Annotated in this window: 23 protein-coding genes and 2 tRNA genes; 21 read left to right on the top strand and 4 right to left on the bottom strand. The window is 55.1% G+C overall.

Annotated features, from left to right (window positions below; genetic code table 11):
* The first annotated feature begins 54 nt into the window (after positions 1-54).
* The 11 genes from Pyrde_RS03785 to Pyrde_RS03835 all read left to right on the top strand — a co-directional run bounded on the left by Pyrde_RS03785 (position 55) and on the right by Pyrde_RS03835 (position 10,400).
* Positions 55-133 (top strand) — tRNA-Gly (locus tag Pyrde_RS03785).
* A gap of 147 nt (positions 134-280) precedes the next feature.
* The gene (locus tag Pyrde_RS03790) at positions 281-523 is read left to right on the top strand and encodes a zinc ribbon domain-containing protein (protein ID WP_197272735.1); all 243 of its coding nucleotides are present in this window, start codon (positions 281-283) and stop codon (positions 521-523) included.
* A 233-nt stretch (positions 524-756) separates the two neighbouring features.
* Positions 757-1,089: a hypothetical protein gene (locus tag Pyrde_RS03795; RefSeq protein ID WP_055408347.1), complete on the top strand. Its 333-nt coding sequence runs from the start codon at positions 757-759 to the stop codon at positions 1,087-1,089.
* A 139-nt stretch (positions 1,090-1,228) separates the two neighbouring features.
* On the top strand, positions 1,229-1,681 hold the full coding sequence (locus Pyrde_RS03800; protein ID WP_055408349.1) for a hypothetical protein: 453 nt from the start codon (positions 1,229-1,231) through the stop codon (positions 1,679-1,681).
* Positions 1,656-4,448, top strand: a complete 2,793-nt coding sequence (locus Pyrde_RS03805; protein ID WP_055408350.1) for a hypothetical protein — start codon at positions 1,656-1,658, stop codon at positions 4,446-4,448. Before Pyrde_RS03800 ends, Pyrde_RS03805 begins: the two co-directional genes overlap by 26 nt.
* Positions 4,449-4,625: 177 nt before the next feature.
* Positions 4,626-4,703, top strand: a tRNA-Glu gene (locus tag Pyrde_RS03810).
* A gap of 299 nt (positions 4,704-5,002) precedes the next feature.
* Complete coding sequence (locus Pyrde_RS03815; protein ID WP_055408352.1) at positions 5,003-6,895, top strand: CBS domain-containing protein; 1,893 nt, start codon at positions 5,003-5,005, stop codon at positions 6,893-6,895.
* A gap of 238 nt (positions 6,896-7,133) precedes the next feature.
* Positions 7,134-7,895, top strand: a complete 762-nt coding sequence (locus tag Pyrde_RS03820) for a phosphocholine cytidylyltransferase family protein (protein ID WP_082419450.1) — start codon at positions 7,134-7,136, stop codon at positions 7,893-7,895.
* Positions 7,870-8,535 (top strand): CDP-alcohol phosphatidyltransferase family protein, encoded by a 666-nt coding sequence (locus Pyrde_RS03825; RefSeq protein ID WP_055408356.1) that lies wholly within the window; start codon positions 7,870-7,872, stop codon positions 8,533-8,535. Before Pyrde_RS03820 ends, Pyrde_RS03825 begins: the two co-directional genes overlap by 26 nt.
* A 91-nt stretch (positions 8,536-8,626) precedes the next feature.
* Entirely contained in the window at positions 8,627-9,214 is a 588-nt protein-coding gene (locus Pyrde_RS03830) for a DUF445 domain-containing protein (protein ID WP_055408358.1), read from the top strand.
* Between the two features lie 67 nt (positions 9,215-9,281).
* The gene (locus Pyrde_RS03835) at positions 9,282-10,400 is read left to right on the top strand and encodes a formate--phosphoribosylaminoimidazolecarboxamide ligase family protein (protein ID WP_082419451.1); all 1,119 of its coding nucleotides are present in this window, start codon (positions 9,282-9,284) and stop codon (positions 10,398-10,400) included.
* On the opposite strand, the gene Pyrde_RS03840 is transcribed toward Pyrde_RS03835, so the two are convergent.
* Positions 10,397-11,104, bottom strand: a complete 708-nt coding sequence (locus tag Pyrde_RS03840; RefSeq protein ID WP_055410700.1) for an acetate--CoA ligase family protein — start codon at positions 11,102-11,104, stop codon at positions 10,397-10,399. The genes Pyrde_RS03835 and Pyrde_RS03840 overlap by 4 nt on opposite strands.
* A 238-nt stretch (positions 11,105-11,342) precedes the next feature.
* On the opposite strand from Pyrde_RS03840, the gene Pyrde_RS03845 reads away from it, so the two are divergent.
* The 6 genes from Pyrde_RS03845 (at position 11,343) to Pyrde_RS03870 (ending at position 18,855) form a co-directional block, all read left to right on the top strand.
* Positions 11,343-12,050: a DNA/RNA nuclease SfsA gene (locus Pyrde_RS03845; RefSeq protein WP_055408360.1), complete on the top strand. Its 708-nt coding sequence runs from the start codon at positions 11,343-11,345 to the stop codon at positions 12,048-12,050.
* A gap of 1,006 nt (positions 12,051-13,056) precedes the next feature.
* On the top strand, positions 13,057-14,241 hold the full coding sequence (locus Pyrde_RS03850; protein ID WP_197272738.1) for an NAD(P)/FAD-dependent oxidoreductase: 1,185 nt from the start codon (positions 13,057-13,059) through the stop codon (positions 14,239-14,241).
* 235 nt (positions 14,242-14,476) lie between these two features.
* Positions 14,477-16,144, top strand: coding sequence for a citramalate synthase (gene cimA, locus Pyrde_RS03855; protein WP_231656790.1), 1,668 nt, complete (start codon positions 14,477-14,479; stop codon positions 16,142-16,144).
* Between the two features lie 89 nt (positions 16,145-16,233).
* Positions 16,234-17,106 (top strand): ModD protein, encoded by an 873-nt coding sequence (gene modD / locus Pyrde_RS03860; RefSeq protein ID WP_055408362.1) that lies wholly within the window; start codon positions 16,234-16,236, stop codon positions 17,104-17,106.
* A gap of 69 nt (positions 17,107-17,175) precedes the next feature.
* Positions 17,176-18,153, top strand: coding sequence for a WD40 repeat domain-containing protein (locus Pyrde_RS03865; protein ID WP_055408363.1), 978 nt, complete (start codon positions 17,176-17,178; stop codon positions 18,151-18,153).
* 273 nt (positions 18,154-18,426) lie between these two features.
* Positions 18,427-18,855: a hypothetical protein gene (locus Pyrde_RS03870; protein ID WP_055408366.1), complete on the top strand. Its 429-nt coding sequence runs from the start codon at positions 18,427-18,429 to the stop codon at positions 18,853-18,855.
* A 47-nt stretch (positions 18,856-18,902) separates the two neighbouring features.
* Here Pyrde_RS03870 and Pyrde_RS03875 read toward each other — a convergent pair whose 3' ends face one another.
* The 3 genes from Pyrde_RS03875 to Pyrde_RS10815 all read right to left on the bottom strand — a co-directional run bounded on the left by Pyrde_RS03875 (position 18,903) and on the right by Pyrde_RS10815 (position 21,304).
* Positions 18,903-19,376, bottom strand: coding sequence for a hypothetical protein (locus tag Pyrde_RS03875; protein WP_143522044.1), 474 nt, complete (start codon positions 19,374-19,376; stop codon positions 18,903-18,905).
* 1,287 nt (positions 19,377-20,663) lie between these two features.
* Entirely contained in the window at positions 20,664-21,149 is a 486-nt protein-coding gene (locus tag Pyrde_RS03885; protein WP_055408372.1) for a PIN domain-containing protein, read from the bottom strand.
* On the bottom strand, positions 21,083-21,304 hold the full coding sequence (locus tag Pyrde_RS10815) for a hypothetical protein (RefSeq protein WP_180385430.1): 222 nt from the start codon (positions 21,302-21,304) through the stop codon (positions 21,083-21,085). Before Pyrde_RS10815 ends, Pyrde_RS03885 begins: the two co-directional genes overlap by 67 nt.
* Positions 21,305-21,487: 183 nt before the next feature.
* Here Pyrde_RS10815 and Pyrde_RS03890 point away from each other — a divergent pair, with 183 nt between their 5' ends.
* The 4 genes from Pyrde_RS03890 to Pyrde_RS03905 all read left to right on the top strand — a co-directional run bounded on the left by Pyrde_RS03890 (position 21,488) and on the right by Pyrde_RS03905 (position 23,595).
* A complete protein-coding gene (locus tag Pyrde_RS03890; protein ID WP_055408374.1) occupies positions 21,488-22,261 on the top strand; it encodes a class I SAM-dependent methyltransferase in 774 nt (257 codons plus the stop codon).
* A gap of 64 nt (positions 22,262-22,325) precedes the next feature.
* Positions 22,326-22,907: a DUF998 domain-containing protein gene (locus tag Pyrde_RS03895; RefSeq protein ID WP_143522043.1), complete on the top strand. Its 582-nt coding sequence runs from the start codon at positions 22,326-22,328 to the stop codon at positions 22,905-22,907.
* 93 nt (positions 22,908-23,000) lie between these two features.
* The gene (locus Pyrde_RS03900) at positions 23,001-23,243 is read left to right on the top strand and encodes a hypothetical protein (protein ID WP_143522042.1); all 243 of its coding nucleotides are present in this window, start codon (positions 23,001-23,003) and stop codon (positions 23,241-23,243) included.
* 97 nt (positions 23,244-23,340) lie between these two features.
* Entirely contained in the window at positions 23,341-23,595 is a 255-nt protein-coding gene (locus tag Pyrde_RS03905) for a sulfurtransferase TusA family protein (RefSeq protein ID WP_055408380.1), read from the top strand.
* Positions 23,596-23,609 lie beyond the last annotated feature (14 nt).

Below are 23,609 nucleotides of genomic sequence, written 5' to 3' on the forward strand. Positions count from 1 at the left end.
AACCCCTCGCTAGAGTGGTAGAACCCTTACATGGCAAGAGCCGGAACCCTGGGTGCGGCGGTCGTCTAGCCTGGACTAGGACGCCGGCCTGCCAAGCCGGCGATCCCGGGTTCAAATCCCGGCCGCCGCACCACATTCCTCCTCTAAGCATATCCTCCTTCTGTGCTGGCTCGACTCTAAAATGGCTGCTAGCTGTACAGTCCTAGTCCCGGCACTGAAGTACTCAATAATAACTTGGACTCCTTCTACATAGTGTCTGAGGGAAGGGTGGTATAGCGTCTTGTCTCGCTGGCTTGAGGTTTTCGAGGGTCGGTGGAAATGCCCAAAATGTGGCTCCATGGAGATAATCGTTAATGAGCATGCATTTACGGGTACAGGCCTCAGTAGACTTCTTGACTGGCAGAGCTACGAGTATGTAGCTGTCACCTGCAAGAAATGTGGCTATACAGAGTTCTACAACAAGGCTATACTGGGTGACGAGAGGAATGCTGTTAAGATTCTAGATTTAATCTTCGGCTCTTAGACGGCTTCGCAGCAACACCCTTGGCCAGAAATAATGTGATTAAATTATACATGTTTTCCGTTTGTAGACTGAGCAGATGCCACAAACAAGTGCTTGAATTCGGCAAACCATGGTATTAGTGTTCAATTATAAGTGTTTTAGAGGTGTCAGATATTACCTGGTGAAGTGTTCCCGTTTTCCTAAGGTGCTGTAGCGAACACTGCTATGGCATATGTCATCTCGGGGGACGATTCATGGAACTGGAATCACTTGTTTTGAGCTTGGTGAGACTTTACATGATTAACCCCGTGTTTGCGCTTCTTGTAGACACTGTGGCGGCGTTGGGGCTCCTTGTAGCAAGCGAGCTATTGATCCGCAGTATCCTCCGGAGCCGCATTACTGGGAGAATGATTATAGCTGCTAGAACAGTATTAGCCTCAATACTAGTCCTCATCCATGAATATATCAAGGAGGGGTACTTCTTCAAGCCGAGTGATCTCCCAGTCTTCCCGCCTCGTAGCCATGAGTCGTTCTTGGCATTTCTTGCAGCGTTGAGTATCATTCTGCGCCGGGCACTGATACTCTAGAACCTTGAGCCCTCACCTTCATTACATTTAGACACCGGGTATGCGTAAAAGAGGCTCTATAGGAGTCCTAGAAGCCTAGGGGGCTAGCTAGGCAAGTAGGTAGAAGCAGCACCAAGCCTAGCTATGAGGCGTTGGTACTATGAGGCAACATCTACGCGGTATTAGCGAACTAACATCTGCGGCGCTACTAGCATTGATAGTAATAAGCATAGGAGGCCTAGTAGTAATCAGGGTCATAGAGTCTATACAGACCGGGATACAGGAGGCCACTAACCAGCTCATTGAGGCAGAAATGAGCCTACGTCAAGCCCTGGGGGTTACTGCAGCATATATAGACTCCCTGGGTAATCTTATAGTGGTTCTAGTCTCTGGAGACTTCCCTGTAAAACTTCAGGATGTGTACATCAATGACACACTATGGAGTAGTCAATGTAGGGCCGCATCGGCTGGGCGTACTGGGCCGATAGAGGGCTTCGTGGTACAACCCTACAGTATAGTAGTCATAACCTGTAGTGTAGGAGCAGCAAGCTACGCAGATGTGAAAATAGTCTACGAGGGCGGGAGCGTTGCTACACGGGCCCAGCCAGTATAGACGCTGTAGAGGTATCGGTAGCCTAGTAGGTGCAGTCATAATAGCCGTCATACTACTAGCCATCATAGGCTTCTTCATAGCAATAATGGATCTCATAAACAGTTACACAGAGACCGTAATGCAGCTAACCGGGGAGCGCGCGACCACAAGCCTGCTAGCAGGCGGTGTAACCGGCTACTGGCTAGAAATTGGCAGCAACCTCTATATACACCTAGAGAGCCGCCACCCCGAGACCATACTAGTCACATCCCTCACAGTAGTATGGGACGACACAAGCTACACGATAGTAGACCGGAACAACGGCTCCCTAGCAGCTCTAGATATATCAGCAACATTAACCAGTCCAACAGGGTCGACAACTACAGTAGACAACTTCCCCATACCCCTTGGCCCAGGCTACACCCTAGACATAACGCTCAACGGCTATGCAGCAGGCCGCGATGCTGTAACAGTCTCTCTAACACTAAGCGCAAGCCCAGTAGTAGCAGTCATCCCGCTCAAAAACTACTACGATATATATCCTAATGTAACACAGTTCACGGCTAACGTAAACACCATAACCAGCCTATATGCCGAGCTAAACGCTACATCACTCGACTGGACACAGACATGGCTAGGTACATTAACAGCGTATCATCAACAACAAGGCATAGGTATAATCGATGCTGATAAGGTGTACGTATTTGGTGAAGTAGTTTCAGGCACATATAAAAGCCTAAGCAACGCTGACAAAGATTTATACGTAGTGGAAGGCATACAAACGATAGTAGTGGATAATTTCACCCTTAGTCAGAACAACCTCATATATGCTATAGACTTCGAGGGCAGTGATCCTTTTGCTGGCGGGGAATGGAGTACACGAGGAGGCACATGGATATGGAGAGACGATATTGGCTACGGGGGCACGGCAGGTATAGGACAGATAGACAATAATGCCGTTGGAGGCATTGCTGATGGTTATGAAGTAATAGCGTTCCCCACTATCAATACGATTCCAAATAAACCATTCTATATGATGGTTCACGTATATGCCGAGACGGGCTTCGACGATCTTGTACTTTATGAGTCCAATACTGGCTATGCCTACTGCTATACACTCGATGCAGATGGAAACGATATAGAAATATGGCGTTACTACGGGCGCTGGGGAAGACTAGGAGTAATAAATAATGAGATAACTGCGTATACTTGGTACACGTCGCTAGCATATTACGACCCTAATACTGGATATATGAAATTCACAGTCATAGATGAAGCCAAGAATGTGTGGGTTCTTGAGGTGACTGACGATACGATATTCCCTGATAGTTTTGCAGTAGGTACATACGAAGGCACTGCAATATTTGACAACCTTATAGTAAGTCTGGCAAATCCAAGATTTCTCAATATAACAGTCCTCCTCGACGGAGTATCAGTAGGTAGTGGCTGGATAGTAGAACTCTATGATGGTAATGGTAATCTTATCGCTAGTAACACGACTAATGCTGATGGTATTGCAGTGCTCGACGTAACCTGGAGGCCTATTATACATGGCGCTTATCTCCTCATATATGACAATAATGGCGTCTTGGTGGATAGAGTTGATGCATCATTCTACCTGGGCACAGACAAGATGTACGGTGGTAATGCCTATACGGTCAACCTCGTGACAGGCTACCGGACAAGAGTTACTGTTAGTTCGGTGGTTCCAGCCGGACTACAGCTACTAAGTGTTGGTGCAAGATACACAATACTAGCAAATGTTTCTGGAACACTTAGGCTATACTTCTACAACTGGACGAGCGACGTATGGCAGCCGGTGGGTATCTACAGTGTAGGTGCTGGAGACTATATAGACGTAAGAAAATCCTACCCGGTTAACTCTGGTATAATGAATACTGCGAATAACACAGTTTCCCTGAGAATAGTATTTGAGACAACTAGTGGACCCAGCAGCATTAGCATAGACATGGAGAACGCAATATACGAATACCTGGTTACATCAACCTTCCAGGCTCTACTAGTTGCAGTAGGCGGATCTAGCCGTATCGACCTTTACAGCTTTACTGCCAATGGAGTAATTTATGAATACAGTCTCAACGCTTATACAATGTTCGATGGCTCGGCCGCAATAGCCTACGACATCTATCATAACGTTGTACTACTTGTTAATACTACTGGCGTCTACGCGGCTAAGCTGAAACCTGATGCCAACTTTACCCTAGTAGCTACAGCCTGCAGCTCTTTAGGCAGAGGTGTAGAGGTAGAAGCAATTAATACAACGAATAACAGTTATCTTGTAGTCCTACGAGGTGGTGACAGCGACGAGTACTGCATAGTAGATCTATCCACAAACACTACTATTGTCGCTGGCAGCCTTAGCGCCTATCTTAACGAGAATATAGTATTGAATGTAACCTACGTGTATCCTGCTTCAGCCCATAGTGAAGACCAAGCGGATGCATACTTTCTAGTCTATAGTCTTGATCGAAATACGCCAATAATAATCAACACGAGTGCGTCAAGCGTGGGCTCATGGAGTATTTATACAAGTAAAGTACCTGGTGGCCATAGCCTAGGTTTGACCTGGACACCCTCCGGGCTTCAACTATTACTCGAACGAGGCAGCTTATACTTGGTAAACCAGTGGAACACTACGAGGATACCAGGACTATTGGACTTTATCCCTTGGGGTCCTGGCGACCGCCTAGAGTACTATAATGCTACACACTTACTCTTTGTAAGAGCGGATGCCACCCGCGAAGTATGGCTAATAGGGATAGGCTAAGACACGGCATACGAGTTACATTGTAGAAAGATTGACTTTAAAACACTGCTTTAGGCTTAGGAATGAAGCAAAGCTTGTAGCTCAAAGAGAGTCCTGTGGAAACTATAAATACCCCGGCTCGTACATTGACCCTTCATGGCCGCGGCCCGTTGACTTAGGGCCATAGCTGCGCGGCGTGCCGCGGTAGTATAGCCCGGCCAAGTATGCGGGCCTTTCAAGCCCGTGACCCGGGTTCAAATCCCGGCCGCGGCACCAAATCCACATCCCCTCTCCTTTCGGATTCCTCGTGCAACTTCTACGTTGCATGATCTATGGCTCTTTTTACGATAGTGTGGGACGATCATGATGTCGTCGTTGATTAGTTCCTATGCTAGGATTTTCCTCAAAAGTCTTCTACGATTAGATACTCTTGCCTGGTTTAGGGACTGTACATGGTAACATGGTTTAGGGTCTGGCCTACGGATATTGGATGCTATTTTTTGTTAAAAGTCTATCTAACCATGAGCCTTTAATCCTCATAGCATGGCTTTATCTTATCTGGGTGAAGCAACGTTATGAAGGTATGGGAGGTTGCTAGGAAACCGCGCGTAATAGTAGGCCCTGATACGCCAGCGACTGTTGTCCGCGCCTTGCTGCGCGACAACGAGGAGCCGATAGCAGTTGTGGTAGACAATGAGAAGAACATGAAGTTCCAGGGCTACGTCACGTGGAGGGAGGTTATACAGATAACTAGTCACTATTCAAACCTTCGTGCCAAGGATGTTGCTCTAGACTGGCCAGTAGCCTACAAGGAGGACGACCTAGAGGAAGTTGTCAAGAGGATGGAGGAGGAAAAGGTCTACGCAGTACCGGTCCTCGACTCCAAGGATAACCCTGTCGTTGTTGGCGTAGTGAGTATAGCGGATATAGTAAGGGCTCTAATGGCTGCTGGGTACGAGCCTATAGCGGAGACAGTGGCAGAGGTTATGACTACTGAGAAGCTCGAGGAGTACATAACTACACAGGAGGAGAGAGTCAACAGGGTATGGAGTGACCTGGTGTATCATGGTAAGCTCGGCAAGGTTGTCGTGAGGAGCAAGGAGGAGCCGATACCCGTCGGCATTATATCTCTACGCGAGTTCGTGGAGACCGGTCGTTGGTTCTTCCACCGTGAGAGCGAGCGCGGCCTCAAGACAGTGGCAAGGGTACGCACCATAATGCTCCGTGGTGCTCCAGTGGCTACACCGGAGACTCCAATACAGTATGCTGCCAAGATTATGGCTGAGAACGACTTCCCAATACTACCCGTCATTGACGAGGAGACCGGCAAGCTTGTCGGCGTGCTGACGATATACGATGTAGTGAGGGCCTACCTAGAGGGCGCTAAGCCGGGCCGCGCTAAGCCTGTCAAGAAAGCGGCGCTACCGATAGAGGTGAAGCCAGAGGAGCGCGTCACCTACGCTACAGCGGAGACTGTCCTCCAGCAAGTGCTAGTGGCTAAGCCCCAGGTGGAGGCCCTCATAGGACTAAGCGCGGCTGACATAGCCAGGCCCGAGCTCCCAGCAGTCACAGTGAACGATACTGTTGAACACGCTCGCCGCATGATGCTACGCTACCGCACTAACTACCTCCTAGTAGTCGACGAGAAGGGCGAGATAGTAGGCGTAGTGAGCAAGTGGAGCATGCTCCGCGCTATAGGCCTCAAGGGCCCGATCTGGAAGAGGAGGGTACACGACCGCTACTTCATAGACTACGTGATGGACACAGAGATACCCAGGGTCAAGGCTGACGACAGCATCGAGCAGGTAGCGCTCAAGATGACCGAGGCTAAGGCCGAGGTAGCGATAGTAGTAGACGATGAGGGCCGCCCGGTAGGCTTCATAACGAAGGACGACCTCGTAGACGCCTACGCCAAACTACAGGCAGGCCGCGCCAAAGTAGAAAACGTGATGACACCCGGCAGGATAGGCATCGTACACCCGCACCACAGCCTCTACCACGCCGTTAAGAAGATGCAAACATTCTACCTAGACGCCCTAACAGTCTACGACGGCTCCAAGATAATAGGAGTAGTGTCTGCTAACAGGCTGCCCTTCGTAGCCTACGAGGATGCTGTCACGGGTATCAAGAGCCGCCGCCTAGTATGGGTGAGGAAGCTCGTACGCGGCGCCGCCAAGAAGGGCCGCTACGTGAAGGTCACACCACTACTAGTGATGGACGCTACTGTGCCGCTCCGCGATGTATACGTGAAGACCAGCGACGACGTAGTCAAGGCCATAGAGCTGATGCGGGAGTACAACGTGGACGGTATACCAGTAGTTGACGAGGAGGGCCGCGTAGCAGGCGTGGTCACGAAGACTGACATAGTGAGAGAGCTAGCAAGGACGGCGAGGCTACGCATAGAGCGCGGCGAGACCGTGAAGATAGAGAAGAAGGAGAAGCCCGAAGCAAAGCCCAAAGCACAGTAAGCCCCAAAACACGTTTCTTTTCAGCAACCAGAAGGGTCTCTAGGAGAACGAAGCCCTCTATGAAGTAATCCTCTTACCTCTCTAGTTGTCATTTTATAATGTTTCCTGGGGGTGAGCGAAACCACCGACACTGAAGCCCCTCTGGGGGCGTGTTGACGCCCAGCGATGGCGACCCCTCCTTTTCCGTGCACATTTAGCAGTACCTGACGTTGGTTAGCATCCCAGAGGGGCTTAGGAGGTGACAGTAACTATGGCGGCCCGGTATGCTGTGTTGCTGGCTGCGGGTCTCGGGACACGGCTAGGCGGCCCTAAGCCGCTAGTTCGGCTGCATGGACGGCCGCTTGCCTGGTATCCTCTAAGTGTCCTCCACCTTGTGGGTGCTTCTGAAGTATGTATAGTGACGCGCAGCGAGTTGGAAGGTGAGCTCCGTCAGCTAGCTGAGAGTGTTTATGGCTCCGGGGCTGTGCATGTTGTGATCAATAGTGAGCCGTGGAGGGAGAACGGCTACAGCCTCTTGCTAGCATCGCGGCTCTGCCCGTGCCCAGTGGGCGAGCCCGTGTACGTGTCAATGAGTGACCACGTTTACTCGCCGCTAGTCCCGGCTCGGCTCGCGGTGCCACGGTGGGCTGTATACAGTATAGCTGGTGACCGTGAGCCGGCATATGTTGACGCGGATGAGGCTACGAAGATACTCGCGGTGGGTGGAGTAGGCTACGCGGTGGGTAAGGGGCTCCGCTTCTGGAGCCACATAGACATGGGAGTTCATGCTGTCCGCCTCGACGCTATAAGGGAGGCCTCAGAGCTAGTGATGGCTTGGAGCCAGGGTGTGCTAGGCCTCAACATGTTGACGGACACCCTCGCCCGCTTAGGCGGTCTATATGTCTCCGAGGCCTCTAGCCTCCCCTGGACCGAGGTGGACACACCCAGGGACCTTGAGGAGGCGGAGAAGGGCAGGAGGAGGAGGGTGGTCGAGCATGTCCTCTCGTGGATCCGCAGTTAGGCTGACTAAGAGTACTGACGGGATAGTATCTAGGCTGATCAATCGCCGCATATCCACACGGATAACCCGTGTGCTCGCGGGGCTACGGAGGCCTCCCAGCCCCGACGCAGTGACCGTGGTAGCCTCGGCTCTGGTTGCTGGCGGCGGCCTAGCATTCGCTTCGGGCTATCCGGCTCTTGGGGGTCTGCTGGCGCAGCTAGGCTCAATAATAGACGGTGTCGACGGTGAGCTCGCGCGGGCGCTCGGTAGGCAGAGCCGAGCCGGCGCGCTCCTGGATACGGTGCTTGACCGGCTGGCAGACATAGCGCTGCTCTTCGGTATGTCGCTCGCAGCGGTGGCCGCAGGTTACAGCCCACTGCTCGTTGTAGCTGTGTCCCTGTTAGCGGCTACTGGAGACCTCATGGTTTCCTATATACACGCTGTGGGTGAGAAGCTGGCCCAGCGCCACCCCGTATTAGTGGGCCGTATACCCGGGGTCGCGAGCCGCGACGTGAGGCTATTCATAGCGTTCCTCGCGGGCCTCGCTGGCCGGCCCCTCGAAGGCCTAGCGGCTATAGCCTTGCTCGGGCACAGCTATACAGTAGCTAAGACTGTGGAGCTGCTAAGCTTCCTCGAGAAAGAGAATCAGCATACGAGTTGACTCACCAGCCCCTCCTTCTTATTCCTGTGCTCTAGGCTAGTGTTACCTGTAACCCGACGGTATCTGCCGGCTCGCGGGGTGTGCCTAGAACATGGCCGAGTCCATGATGGTGATAGCAGTATCCACCATTGTGGGTGCACTGGTCGGCTATGTGACTAACGTGGTCGCGGTCCGCCTCCTCTTCCACCCCTACCGCCCGGTGAAGATACCCGTCCTCGGATTGAAGGTGCAAGGGCTCCTCCCGGCTAAGAGAGACGAGCTCGCGAAAAGACTGGGAGAGCTAGCCGAGGAGTACATGAAGACGCCGAAGCTACAACAAGAGCTACAGCGCAACATGGAGAAGGTTATACGAGAAGCACTCGAGCAGAGTCTTCACCGGCTCCTGGCCCGTAACCCGCTGGTGTACGCGGCTGCTGCCCAGTACATACCCCGTATAGCAGATGGCGTCTCTAGGCAAGTCGCAAGCCCGCTGCTCGAGAGTATCCTCCCAGCAGCGACTAGTAGACTCGACGTAGCCGGCATAGTGGCCGAAAGGATTCGCGACCTCGACCCCCGCGAGATAGAGATGCTCTTCCGGCGGATTGCAGGCCGGGAGCTACGGTTCATAGAGATAGCCGGTCTAGCTCTCGGAGCCATGATAGGCCTGATCGAGGGGCTCGTACTCACGGCCATCTCCTAGCGGCGGCGGGCCACATGCGGCTTTATCTGTCCCCAGAGCACTTGAGCCCACGGGTGTGGGTGCTCCCTTGCCTATCAGTCGTAGCGAGGTACACGAGGTTCTCCGGCGCTACGACCCCTCCCGGGTGACCATCGGAGTTCTGGCAAGCCACTCCGCGCTAGACGTGCTCCGTGGGGCCAAGAAGCTAGGGTTCCGCACGCTGGCAGTAGCGCGGCGAGGCCGGGACCTAGCCTACCGCATGTTCCCCGTAGTTGACGAGCTCATGGTTCTCGACGACTACAGGGACCTCCTCCGGGAGGATGTGCAGGAGGAGCTCCGGCGCCGCAACGTGGTCTTCGTGCCGAACCGGAGCTTTGCCGTCTACGTCGGCTACGACGGCATAGAGAACGAGTTCCTAGTACCGATGTTTGGTAACAGGTTCCTACTGCGCTGGGAGGAGAGGGTCGGCGAGGAGAACTACTACAGGCTCCTAGACGAGGCCGGGATCCCCCGGCCAAAGGTGTACGAGAGGCTCGAAGACGCAGAAGGCCCCGTCATAGTGAAGCTACCGGAGGCACGGCGCCGCGTAGAACGCGCCTTCTTCATAGCCCGGAGCGGCCGCGACGCCATAAAGAAGATCAAGGAGCTCATGGAGAAGGGTATTGTTGACGAGGAGAGCCTCAAGGCAATGAGCATAGAGGAGTACGTCGATGGAGCCCATTTTAACCTAAACTTCTTCCAGAGCCCGGTCTACGGTAGGCTCGAGCTACACAGTATCGACCGGAGACTCCAGACAAACATCGATGACCTCAACAGGCTCCCTGCCTGGGTCCAGGCGGAGCTCGAGGGTGCGGTAGAGCCCCGTATGATAGAGATAGGCCATATACCCGTGACTATCAGGGAGAGCATGCTTCACAAGGTGTTCGAGCTGGGCCTCCGCTTCGTAGAAGCAGCTGCCAGGCTAGAGCCGCCGGGCGTCATAGGCCCCTTCACGCTACAAGCTATAGCCACGCCGGGGCTAGGCCTCGTGGTCTACGATATAGCGCCCCGGATAGGCGGCGGGACAAACGCAGTCATGGCGTGGGGCGGGCAGTATAGTAGCCTCTACTTCCCTGAGCCGCTTAGCCTTGGCGAGAGGATAGCACACGAGATACATGAGGCACTGAAGAGGGATGGGCTAGAGGGGCTCGCAGAGCTAGTGACCTAGCCCTGCGGGGCCTCGAGTATAACGCGAGCATCTACCGCTATGGCTCCCTTAGGATAGCTGAGCACCGGGTTCAAGTCTAGCTCTTTAACCTCCGGATTCTCCTCCATAAGCCTCTGTACAGCCATTATGATGTCTACTAGTGCCTCTATGTCGCGGGGCGGCTGGCCCCTGATGCCGCGGAGTATACGGTAAGCACGCACCTCCCGTATCATCTCCACAGCGTCACGCCGCGTGAAGGGTGAGACGCGGAAACTCACATCACGGAATACCTCGATGAATATGCCTCCAAGCCCGAACATCACGGCGGGGCCGAAGACAGGATCCCGGAGGCCACCTACAACCACTTCTACACCGCCTGGAGGTGCCATACCCTGTACAAGCACACCCACGATATTCGCGTCCGGCTTGTGTTTCTTCACGTTTTCTAGTATTTCGTCGTAGGCCTTCTCGACCTCCTCCGGTGTCTCGAGCCCAACTACTACTCCGCCGACATCGCTCTTGTGGACTATATCGGGACTGACTATCTTGAGCACGACGGGGAAGCCTATCTCCTGTGCAGCCTCTGCAGCCTCACGGGAACTATGTACTAGCCGATAACCTGGAACCGGTACCCTGTAATGCTCGACTAAGGCTAGCGCCTCGTGCTCAAGCAGCTTGCTACGGTTCTCGGCAAGAGCTCTTTCTATAATGCTTCGTGGGGTCAGCTTCAAGGCTAGATTGCTCCTCCAGATGCTTCATGCGCATATTCTGGGAATATAGGTTAACAGTCAGCCGGAACCTAGGAGAACCTGTTCAGAGGCCAAGGCAGCCATGATAGGGTGAGAACTGCTATACGGCATGAATCAGCTAGGCATCACCTGCATCTTCCAGCTAGCGTACATAATGTGTAGGGCCCGCTGGTAGATAACCTAAGAAACCTAGCCGCGTAGCTGCTAGCCCTGGGTGACGAAGGAAACAGTGGCTATACCCCTAGCCAGGCTCACAGCTGAAAGAGCGGTATTGCGGAGGATAGCTAGCTGGCCATGGATAGAAGCAGAGACCGTGAGAGGTGCCCGTATCAGAGTACATGCTGGCGCTGCGCCTCGAAGACTATTAGTCCGCTCAACCCAGCTATTGGTGAGGCGACAAGGTCTCTACGAGTACCGGCTTCTAGCCGTCATAGACGCTAGCGATACAGCGATATTGACTGACAACAGGGTCGTGGAGAACCTCTTCCCCCATGTAGCCGGGATAATCTACAATGATCCCCAGCCCCTGGTTAAGCGGGAGCAATGGATCAACGGGACACGTGTAGACTACCTAGTCTCGACAAACCAGGGCCTAATACTAGTAGAGCACAAGACCCACGTCCCCGCCAGCCCTAGTCCCGAGACACTCTACCCGCCAGCGCCGAACCCCAGGCTACGCCGGCAACTAGAGGTACTAGGGAGAGCAGCCGAGGCGCTAGCGGCAAGAGCCGAGATAGTAATTGCAGTCACAGAGCCCCGCGTAGATAGAGTGAGGATAAGTACTGTAGGGGATCCAGTACTGCTGCGATTACTAAGAGTGCTAGCAGGAAGAGTATCAACCCGGGCATACCGGGTAAGGGTAGTCATTAACGGCGACAAACTAGACATAGTATACGGCGGCGAGGTAGGAGTACAGCTATAACGCTTCGCACACTGGCTGTGCGCGATAGCTCAGACCCCGCCGTAAGGGCGGTGATGAGTAACCCCGGTGACCCGGCTAACCACCCTCCCCTTGGCGGGAGGGGATGAGTAGAGCCCCGCATCACTGAGCATCATTCACTGCCCGCCGAGCGTCACGGGCATGATACCAGAACAATACTATGAACATACCCGATCCAGACCTAGCAATCAGATAGAATGCCAGGGAGCCAGATTAGGACTAGGAGCTTGAAGCGGGTCCTCTCCGGGACCGGAGAGCCCCTGGAGAAGCATCGACCCCCGTGGAGAGGCGAGGAACCTCTGACTCCACCTTGGAGTCGCGGAAGGAACTCAGAGCAGCTGCAATCTTGGGGATTGCGGCTGTCTCCGAGCCTTTCAGCGCTCCTTGAGAGTCTGGCCCCTTTACCCCTCTTTCGAGGGTCTTTGCCCCTCTTTGGGTATTCTTCCGGCCCTGCAGAGGACCCAGTAGTATGTATGCACTCCATGGTATTTAAGTATATTGCTTAATGGGCTTAACGCTAATCCAATCCTGTCACGGCTTAACACTAGCTCTGGTTCCAAAGTCAAGCACTGCGATATTCTCTCTAGTATTCCCTTAGTGAAGCTATCAAGACATGACTTTGCATACTGAGCTGGAGTTATTGCTTCTCAAAAGCATCGGCGATTGCTGCTCTATTGTGTAAACATTTCGGGTATTGCGGCTCCTTTACGTGTCTAGGGAAAGCTTATAGCAAGATGGCTGTGTAATGTAAGGGATACCTATCTGGCACTTGTGTTTTGAGGGCTATTGCTTGTCAAGGCTGTGATTCTGTTATTTGTCGTAAGAATGTCATGCATCTATGATGTCTCAGAGGTTAGACTGTCCCATTGCCACGTTTTTCCGTAATAATTTCTTTCAAACAATAGATTTTTATAGCCTAGGTGTCCTGGTTTCTTGTACACGTGAATACTACAACACATGTTTCAATCCCCCTGTGGAGGGAGTAACTGTGGTCAAGAAGCGTATAGTCATAGTAGGTGGCGGTATAGCCGGTATGTCTGCTGCTCACAGCCTCTTAGAGAGGATAGGTGATGCAGTAGAAGTTACAGTTGTCACCAAGGATCCATTCTACATGGCTGGGCCTAGCCGGCCTCTACTGCTCACCGGGGAGCAGAGCTACGACCGTATAACTCGCGGCTACGAGGAGGCAGCAGCCCGTGGCATAAAGATCGTGTACGGAAACGTGACCCGCATAGACCCCGGTGAGCGCCGCGTATACTACACAGAGTCCCCCACTAGGAGCTACACATCAACCAGCGAGAACAGCCTAGACTACGACTACCTGATCTTAGCCCCTGGCGTGGTTTACGATGGCTCCAGCATCGAAGGCTACAGGGAGCACTGGCACCGCACAGCTAGCGTCTACGAACCAGGCCGCGTAGATGTGCTACGCAGCCGCGTCTGGAGCCAGAACCAAGGCACAGTAGTAGTCTACGCGCCGCCCATGCCCTATCGTTGCGCCCCCGCGCCAGCAGAGACAGCACTAGTCATAGACACAGTCCTACGCCACCGCGGGGTACGCGACAAGTTCCGCATAGTGCATGTTGACGCGAACCCGAAGCTCCAGCCCCCGCCACTAGCGGACACCATAGCCAAGATCTATGAGGAGGCAGGAATAGAGTTCATAACAGGCCAGAAGATAACCGAGATAACAGCCAACGAGGTGGTTCTCGAGAGCGGTGAGCGTATAGAGTACACGATACTAGCCCTACTAGAGCCCAACCGTGCTCCACGCTTCATAGCTGACGCAGGCCTAGGCCAGGCATGGATAGAGGTGAAGTCTCCCGAGAAACCCCGTACACCCAGCTACGACGACATACTAGCAGCGGGAGACGCCGCCAAGCTACCCTTCCCCAAGAACCAGGAAATAGCCTACGAGAGCGCCCTCTACGCCTCAAACACGATAATCGAGGAGTTCGGCGGTGAACCGGCAAGTGTACAGTACACCTTCCTAGGATGGGTATACATAGGCAACCGGCAGGGCAGGTTAGAGACGCTAAGCATCCAGTTCGGCCTAAACTTCGCAACAAAGCCGCCAAAGCCCACCAAGGACACTGAGCCCCGACGCGACTACACGATGCAGAAAGACCGCTGGGAACAAAGCTACCTCAACCGGCTATACCATCCCAAGTGATATTGTCTTGTTTCGTGCGGGGTTCACTCCCCCGTCCTCCTTCCTCCTTAGTACTGCCTGCCAGGGGCTCTTGCTGGGCCAGGGACACCAAGTGGGGCTCTGCCCTGGGCTGCTGTATACGCTCCGTAGAAGACACTCGATGCAGAGTACCGCGTACTGCTTATATACCGGTCACGGCTCTGGCCGTCCATCCGGCCCACTGGCATCCCACTAGGCTGGGGTGAACGGGGTATGGGTGGTCGCCAAATTCACTAGCCTGAGCCTGGACCCGGTTCTAGCAGGAAGCCTCCCCGAAAAAGTAGAGGTCCTAGACACGACTCTACGCGACGGAGCGCAGGCCCACGGGGTCTCCTTCAGCCTCCAGGCCAAGATCCGGATAGCCCTCGAGCTCGACCGCCTCGGTGTATCCTTTATCGAGGCTGGGTGGCCGGGTAGCAACCCGAAGGACGAGGAGTTCTTCCGCGCGATAAAGGAGTACAGCTTCAGCCATGCCGAGATAGTAGCATTCACATCCACCCGGCGCAAGGGAGTAAGGCCCGAGAAGGACCCCATCCTAGCCAAGGTGCTCGACGCCGAGACACGGTGGGTCACGGTCTTCGGCAAGTCGTGGACGCTCCACGTCCGCGAAGTACTGAAGACGACACTGGAAGAAAACCTCGACATGGTGTACGGCACAGTCCGGTTCCTCCGCGAGCACGGCATCCGGGTGATATTCGACGCAGAGCACTTCTTCAACGGCTACCTCGAGGACCCCGAGTACGCGCTCCAGGTGCTAGAGGCAGCCGTGGAAGCCGGTGCTGAGAGGATAGTCCTAGCCGACACTAACGGTGGTATGCTGCCCCACACGGTCTACCGCGTCGTGCGGGAGGTCCGCGAGAGGATAAAGACGCCCCTAGGGCTCCACATGCACAACGACAGTGGCTGCGCGGTAGCAAACACCCTCATGGGCGTCCTCGCTGGCGCAGAGCACGTACAGGTGACGGTCAACGGTATAGGCGAGCGCACCGGGAACGCGGACCTATGCCAGGTAGTGCCAGGCCTCGAGCTAAAACTCGGAGTCAGGGCGCTCGCCAACCCGGAGGGCCTCCGGCATCTCCGCCGCCTCTCCCGCCTAGTCTACGAGCTAGCAGGGCTCCAGCCCAACCCCTACCAGCCCTACGTCGGCGACAACGCGTTCGCCCACAAGGCGGGGGTACACGTAGACGCTGTGCTGAAGACGCCCCGGGCCTACGAGCACGTAGACCCCGGTGCCGTGGGCAACCGGCGCCGCCTCGTGGTATCAGAGCTCAGCGGCTCGGCAAACCTGGTGGCGTGGGCTCGCCGCGAGTTAGGTCTAGAGCTCGACAAGCGGGACCCCCGGCTCCGCCGCGCCCTAGAGCGTGTGAAGAAGCTCGAGAACATGGGCTACAGCTTCGACAATGCCGTGGCCTCGGCGCTCCTCATACTCCTAGAGGAGCTAGGGCTCCGCAAGACCCCCTTCCGCGTCCAGGCCTGGAGGGTAGTCAGCGAGGGCTCGGAGAAGGGTGCCCGGAGCTGGGGCCTAGTAAAGCTGGAGACGCCGGGCGGCACTATCCTAGCAGCGGGCGAGGGAGGCGGCCCCGTACACGCCGTTGACGAGGCTCTCCGCGGCGCGCTCCGCCAGCACCTGCCCGAGAGCGTGGAGAAGGTGAGGCTCATAGACTACCGCGTCACCCTACCAGGCGCTGTCAGGCACACTGCTAGCACAGTTAGGGTCGAGATAACGTTCACAGATGGTACCTCGGCCTGGACCACTACATCGGTGTCGAGCAACATCATAGAGGCTAGCCTCGACGCGCTGGCCCAGGGCATAGAGTACTACTTGCTCCGCAGCCAGCTGGCTAGAAGCCGTAGTGAAGCCCCCGAGGCGCCGCGACCAGCCTAGCCCCTCGGGCTAGCGCCGGGACGACACCCTCTAGACGCCCCCGGGGCTCCAACACAGAGTCTGGAAGGCCGCCGGAGGCCCGAACGCGATTGGAGAGCGAAGGCTGTACATGGTGGTTCTTTACCCCCACTAGCCTCATCGACGAGTGGATCCGCGAGGACACAGCTTACACCGACTTCACCACAGGCGTCCTCGGGATATCCTGGGCCCCGGGCCGCGCCAGGCTGACCACGCGGGAGAGGATAGTAGCCTGCGGTCTACGCGAGGCAGCCATAGTCTACGAGAGGCTCGGAGCCAAGGCAAGGCTCCTCCACCCCGAGGGCGAGTGGGCAGAGCCAGGCACAGCTCTACTCGAGGCAGAGGGGCCCGCGGCGGCGCTACACGCGGCCTGGAGGCTAGCCCAGACAATAGCCTCCATAGGCTCCGGCGTCGCCACCTACACTCGGCGGCTGGTAGAGCGCGCCAGGGCAGCCAACCCCCGCATAGTAGTCGCCGTGGCCCGGAAGGCGCCGCCGGGGATACGCCACGTCTACTACCGCTGCGTCCTCTGCGGCGGCGCCACGCTCCACCGCCTAGGGCTCTCCGAGACAATACTCGTCTTTCGCAACCACGTCGTGTTCCTAGGCGGGCTAGAGAAGGCCCTAGAGAGGCTCCACCGGGCAAAGAGCCAGATCGGGGAACGCAGCGTAGTAGTAGAGGCCGAGACCCCCGAGGACGCCCTCCTCGCAGCCAAGAGCGGCGTCGTAGACGAGATTCAGCTAGACCACATAGAGCCCAGGAGGCTCAAAGAGCTCGTAGAGGAGTTGCGCAGCGTAAATCCCGGGATAAGGGTCGCTGTGGGCGGCGGCATAAACCTAGACAACGTTGCAGAGTACGCGGCGGCAGGCGCTGACGTTCTGGTGACGAGTGCGCCCTACTGGGCCAAGCCAGCCGACCTCACGACGAGGATGGAGCCACTCTAGAGCGGCTCCGCCACACCTATAACACGGGCTAGACAAGTATATGGCTAACATACTGGGCCGGGGCAGTCCATGAAGCTGACACTGGCCGGGGAGAGGAGGCTAGACAGCGAGCCCAGGGGCGCCGCCTGGGGCCCCAGGGGCTTCCTGGCAGTCGCCGAGCATTATCAGCGGGTAGTAATCCTCGACCAGAGCCTAGAACCGGTCTGGGGCAGCAGCCCCGGCCTCTACCTCACCGGTGCCCTCGCCTGGAGCCCCGACGGCCGCCTCCTCGCCGTCGCAGCCCGCTACGGCAGCTTAACCCCTGCAGGCTTCACTGTATACGACGTCTCCGAGGCCGTCGGGGCTAGGAGCCTGACAGCCTGGCTCCGCCGAGCCCGCCGCCTCCACCGCGTCTACACCTACGGCGCAGTCTACTCGCTAGCCTGGAGCCCCCAAGGCGACCTACTCGCAGCGGGCAATAGTCTCGACCGCTGGATACGCGTCTACAAGGTACGGCGCCGGGGCCCCGAGCCAGCCTGGGAGTGGAGCAACCAGGGACTCCACCGGCTCCTCTTCACGAGCCGCGACCACCTCTACGTCTACAGCCTCTCCTGGAGCCCCGGGGGAGACCTACTCGCCGTGACCGGGGGCAGCGGCTCCGAGGGCTTCACAGCCCTCCTCACACGCGACGGCGTGCTACAACGCCTCACAAGGCTACAATGGACATGCTTCTCGGCAGCCTGGAGCCCCGACGAGAGCTTCATAGCCGTAGCCTGCCGCGACAGCCTCCACGTATACGACGCCGAGACAGGAACACTCGTCTGGAAGAGCCCCCAGGACTGGTACACGAACGTGCTCTGGATAGACCAGGACACCCTCGCAGCTACAACCACCACAAGCCTACACATCTACACATGGATAGGGCTAGAAGCTAGCAGCGAATACTCTGCGAAGCTAACAGGGTTCATAGAGCCAGGCACCGGGCTAACCTACTGTAAGAAGACAGGAAAGCTAGCCATAGTGGATACTACGCAGAGAAAGATAATTGTTGTGAAAACGAGACGATAAGGGCACGAATCGTTAACTATATCGTTAATACCAATAGTAGCATAAATAACACCAGCTACATCGATTTGTGTGTGTTGTGTAAAATGACTAGGTTTAAACGTTAGCCCTACACTCAGTAATAACGGTGTCGCAATATCAGCGCTGGCCCCGAGGGCCAGGAGCTTCCGTAAACCTTCCGAAGCCTACTCCTCAACCCTCGTACCCCCTACCCGTAAGCCCTGCAGCATACGTAGCAACCGTGTATTGCAGGATCAATACTAGGGAGGGAACAAGATGAACAATAGTAATGCAGTACAGGAGAGAATATGCTTTAGTGGTAGTTTTTCAGAGCTAATCAGTGAACTTCTCAAGAACGTACCCAAGGATACGGATATACCCGACGCATTTGTCCATGCAATACGTCGAGCTTATGTAGAGATAAAAGGTGACTGCGAGCTTCTCGACGAGCTCGAAACACGCCTAGCAAACGTGATAGAGAATACTAGCCCTAACGATGTGTTCACTACTATGCTGCAGTCGATAGCTGCAGACTCCGAGAAATGTAGTGTAAGCATAATGTGGGACACAATAGGCATTACAATACGGGATCCTAGTTCTGGGAAAAGGATCCATATCACGATACACGGCGCACCACTAGAAACGATACTCATCGTCAAGAAGATATGTGGGCAGAATATTCGCGAAAGAACTACTAGCGAATGACCCTGGCAGCTGACACAAGATGCCATGAAGTAATTCAACATTTACCTCTAAGACCTGACAGAGGTCAACTCTTCTACTAGTCTACGAGCCCGTTCATGCATTTTCTCCAAATGCCTAGTATCCTCTATACCCTCCCGATCCGCGATAAATGCTGCCAAGCCAGCATACCATGCATCAAGCACTGTTTCGAGCTCCCTTGAGGCTTCCGAAGCAAGCTTCCAAAAATCACTGAGACTACTAGGAATATCATTGCCGCGCATGTAGCTGTAGGCTTTGAGCGCAAGCAGCACAGCCACCCAGACACGACGAAAAGCATCTCCAAGCCTTCCCTCAGCCATTAACTCTGCAGCGTGATCTAGGCTTGCCTGGGCCGCCTCGAGGAGTGCACTAGGACGTTCACCCGGCTCTACAAGACGGAGAAGGATATCAACCATAACAGCCTCGGGTGTGCTCCCTAACCGCTCAGCTTCTCGTTCCAATGCACGTAAAATTGTATCAGGTATTGACAAAGAACTAGGCAAAGCAGCCCCCACTGTACTTAACTAGGCTTCCACGAGGCTAAACGGTTAACTCCTCATACAGTAGGGGGCTCGCCGATACACCGGGTAATACACTGGCCCGTATACCGGTGCATCCACCTAGGATCAGACAGATATCATATAATAGAACGAGAACAGGTAAGGCCAAGACAGTACTCACTTGGCAGACCACAGGGAGAACCAGTAACGCGAAGTCCATGAAGAAGTACACCAATAGGTAGTATCCATCTAAGGCAAAAATATAACAAATGAACACATAACAAGTAGATATGTGAGCTAGACGAGTTATAGATTAGAGATAAACTGAACACACCTTAGGCACTAGAGTATCTAGCCCAAACAAGCTAGCTACACATCACACTACAATGAACAGTATCACTCATGGTACCAGCTCATAGGTGATAGGTCCTGGTCAAAAATTAGCCTATATATTAACATGTATCATAGTTTAAATAATAAAGAAAATTTGAACAATATAATATCATAGCTGATACAAGCTATTGTTAAATAACTATAATACGTCAATCTCCGATAAACAACACTCAATATCATATAACTATGACTGCGCACACGCTAATCGGGATGCAGGACTCTCCATTAATTCTACAGCCAGTAGCTCCAGAGGAGGACAGCCTGCAATCACATAATGCGAGTATATGACAAAGGCGGGCTCCTCAAGGTTATCCATGAGTGGCCGGGGTTCTAAGGGGGCTGCGTGTAGGGAGTAGCCTGTCTCGTATATTCTAGCCCCTGGAAGTACTGCAGATGTTAAATTAATAGCGATACATATTAGCTTTAATTGTTATAGGTAAGCTATATTGCTTAAATTTATTTGTCATTCTTTACGGTCCTCTGGACTGTACGAGAGCTAGCCCAGGGGAGCCCCGGCTACGTGGCAGTCTACCGTGGGGTAATACCCAGGGTGTGATTTGGCTGGGGCTTGAAGGCCCTGGAGGCTCTAAAGTGTCTGGCCCTTGCAGTACTATGGCCTGGTGATGGATTCTCCGGGTTCTGGAGGGGTTTGCCTCGTCGTGGGCTGGGACAGCGTGGTGATGTATGGGTGGGGTCTTCGGGGCATGGTCGAGTTAACTCCCGGTTAACTTCACCGCCAGTAGATTTAACCACCCCCGGTGGATTCGAAAGTACCGGGGGCCCGGCCCGGGGGGCTGGCCGTCGCCACGGGGAACCCGGAGCCCCGCAGATACGTGGCTCCTGGAACGTCCTAGCACGGGGGACGGGGCCGAGCTTGGTGCGGGTGGGCTCTAGGCTCTACTGTTCCTGCCTGGCTATTTCCCGGGCGTAGCGTGGTGGTGTGAGAACCTCTATCTGGAGCCTGGCTAGGCTGTCTAGGTCGTAGTTCCTGAGGTTCCACGAGAGCAGTATGACCCTCGGGTAGCGCTCCCGGAGGAGAAGGGCTGATGCGACGAAGAAGGCGTCGTCGAGGTCTCTAACGTACCTTGTTGCCTCGTGTAGGTACCCTTGTATCTCCTCGGTGCTTATCCGCCTAGCGTCTGATAGGAGGAGTCTTACAGCGTCGCGGAGGCTCTCAGGGTCTACGTGGGTTCTACTGGCTAGCTCCTCTAGGTGCTCCTCTACTTCTTCTAGCAGGACCTGCGGATAGTATGTTGGCCTTGTCCTGGAGACTAGGAGTATGAGCCTCCGCGTGAACCCGTTCCGTAGGAGCCCGGCTATGACTGTGTTAGTATCGAGGACAATCGCTTCCTCAGACCCTCCCTCACCCTTTCTTCGAGCCACTCGGCCTCCTCCTCGTCGAGGCCCCCATTCGGTAGCAGTTGTTCGATCAACACGAGCTTCGTGGCGACGACTACGAGGTCCTCCTCTGATAGGCCGAGCTTCTCTGCCGCTCTACTCACCTCGTCAGGTAGTGTGACTCTGACTGTTCTCGCCACAGCAGAGCCCCATTCTATGGCCTAGTAGGCTCTCCTCGCTTAATTATGCTTCTATGGACGCCGATTGACCCACTGGGGGTGTCCCTAACGCTATATAGTGCTTCCGCGGTAAGAGCTTGATCTAGAGCGCTGGGCCCAGAGGCTACACAGTGTGCTGTAGACCCTCATGGCGGGGTGCCGTGCTTGGCCGGGGAGCACTTGATGTACACGGTTCTCGCGGAGTACTACGACTACATTTACGCCCGCTACCTCGAGCAGGTGCCGTCAATCATAGACGCTGTAGAGGAGCTGTTCCGGAGGCACGCCCGGGGCGCGGTTAGGAGGGTTCTCGACCTCGCCTGTGGCACGGGCAGTCCCACGCTCGAGCTCGCGAGGAGGGGCTACAGTGTAACCGGGGTGGACCTCCACGGCGAGGTCCTGAAGGTTGCCCGGCGGAAGGCGGAGAGGGAGGGGCTGAGGGTCGAGCTAGTCCAGGCCGATATGCGGGAGCTGGATCTGCCACGTAGGGACTACGATGCTGCTACGGTGTTCTTCTCTAGCATCCAGTACGTGGGCTCCTACGGCGAGCTGGTCGGTGTCCTGGAGAGGATTAGGGCTCACCTGAGGCCTGGAGGAGTCCTAGTCTTCGATGCTATGAATCCTCTGGCGGTGGACGCTTCTAGGCAGGTTGTGTGGGACGCGCCTGGCCCCAGGGGCGAGCACCTATTCATGGTGGACTACAGGGATGTTGACCCGTTCAAGCAGGTGATGAGGTTCAAGCGCCTCATAATGGTCCTGGACGGCAGGGGAGGAGCGAGAACGTATCTCGTTGACGACGAGGTGTACCTCTACACGCCTAACGAGTACCGGCTAGCCCTACGGGAGGCAGGGTTCCGTGAAGCCCACCTCTACCAGGGATACGGCGATGTAAACGGAGAACCCAACCCCAGGAGGATAGTGGCTGTCGCCACAGCCTAGAAGCCGGGCCCCCGGGATATAGTAGGAGTTGCCATGATAGTTGTTAACAGTGGGAGGAGCCGGCATGGCGAGTCTGTCTTGCAGGCTTGTAGCTGTACTCTCTGCAGCTGTCATAGTGCTGCCGTGGCTGGTGATAGCCTTCTCGTGGAGCCTTAACCCGTGGTTTGACCCGCTACGGGGCGCCTTTAGCGACCTCGGCTCCCCCAGGGCGCATCTCCCCTGGGTGTTCAACCTGGGTATGATAGTTTCCGGGCTTCTGGTGATGCTACTGGGCCTCACAGTCTATCGTGTCTCGGTGTTGAGGCTTGAGGCGGCTGGAGCAGCTCTCCTATCGGAGGCGGGAGTCTTCCTGGCTCTTGTAGGCATGTTCCCTGAGGGAACTAAGCCCCACAGCTTCGTAGCAGCGTGGTTCTTTCTCCAGCTATACACGTCCTACGTAGTGCTGGGTATGGCGCTATACCGGAGGGGGCTGGAGAAGCGTGGCCGGGCTCTGGCGCTGATAGGCGTGCTAGCGCCCCTTCTCGCAGTGTTAGTCGAGTACACTATGGGGTGGCCTTCCATAGCAGTTCTCGAGACTTATGCAGTACTCGCTGCTGATGCTGGTGCAGCAGTTCTGGCAGCGGCTTACCGGTGCACGGTTGTATAGGTGCTCTTTCGCGGGCGGAGGAGAACATTAGAACGCCGGGCGCTAAGGCATCTGCTATGAGATTTGAGGAGCTGAGAAAGGGGGTGGATGGTAATGGTGCGTGTCATAGACCTGCGAGGCGGTGATTACGGGTGCCGTACGAGTCCCATAGTACTACTAGTGGATCATATTTCGAGGATAAAGACGAGTGGTGAGCGGGGCCAAGAGTACGAGTTCCTACTCGACAGCGACATGGCGCCGCGTAGCCTCGTCCTAGAGTACATCGAGCGTAGTGGTCTAGAAGTGGTAGAGGTACGGGAGGAGGACAAGACGCTCCGGATAAGGGTCAAGTACTAGCCCAGAAGCGGGGACACCATCACCTGGCCTGGGCGCCTCTACACCTAGAACCCCCAGTCACGTTTCTAGGCCAACGACGGTACTGGGGGAGCATCTGGTGGCGCAGCAGGGCGAAGTCGTGGACCTACGTGGCAAGATATGCCCGGAGCCCTACGTACGGGCCATGAAGCTCCTAGAGCAGGCTCCGAAGGGCTCGGTGCTAAGGATAGTAATGGACTCCTGGCGCCGCGTGATAATGCTTGTCTCAGCCGTTAAAGCGCTTGGTATGAAGGTGGATGTAGCTAAGCATGACGAGAAGAGCTTTCTAATAACGATAGAGAAGAGCGTTGAGGAGAAGAAGGAGAAGAGCTAGATGCCTTCTAAGGC

The organism is Pyrodictium delaneyi (genome assembly GCF_001412615.1).
Lineage (GTDB): Archaea > Thermoproteota > Thermoprotei_A > Sulfolobales > Pyrodictiaceae > Pyrodictium > Pyrodictium delaneyi.

Bases quoted from the DNA above. Each gene is read 5' to 3' on its own strand.
- Pyrde_RS03795 (WP_055408347.1), top strand. From the start codon at position 757: ATGGAACTGGAATCACTTGTTTTGAGCTTGGTGAGACTTTACATGATT.
- Pyrde_RS03800 (WP_055408349.1), top strand. From the start codon at position 1,229: ATGAGGCAACATCTACGCGGTATTAGCGAACTAACATCTGCGGCGCTA.
- Pyrde_RS03815 (WP_055408352.1), top strand. From the start codon at position 5,003: ATGAAGGTATGGGAGGTTGCTAGGAAACCGCGCGTAATAGTAGGCCCT.
- Pyrde_RS03825 (WP_055408356.1), top strand. From the start codon at position 7,870: ATGTCCTCTCGTGGATCCGCAGTTAGGCTGACTAAGAGTACTGACGGG.
- Pyrde_RS03830 (WP_055408358.1), top strand. From the start codon at position 8,627: ATGGCCGAGTCCATGATGGTGATAGCAGTATCCACCATTGTGGGTGCA.
- Pyrde_RS03865 (WP_055408363.1), top strand. From the start codon at position 17,176: ATGAAGCTGACACTGGCCGGGGAGAGGAGGCTAGACAGCGAGCCCAGG.
- Pyrde_RS03870 (WP_055408366.1), top strand. From the start codon at position 18,427: ATGAACAATAGTAATGCAGTACAGGAGAGAATATGCTTTAGTGGTAGT.
- Pyrde_RS03895 (WP_143522043.1), top strand. From the start codon at position 22,326: ATGGCGAGTCTGTCTTGCAGGCTTGTAGCTGTACTCTCTGCAGCTGTC.
- Pyrde_RS03900 (WP_143522042.1), top strand. From the start codon at position 23,001: ATGGTGCGTGTCATAGACCTGCGAGGCGGTGATTACGGGTGCCGTACG.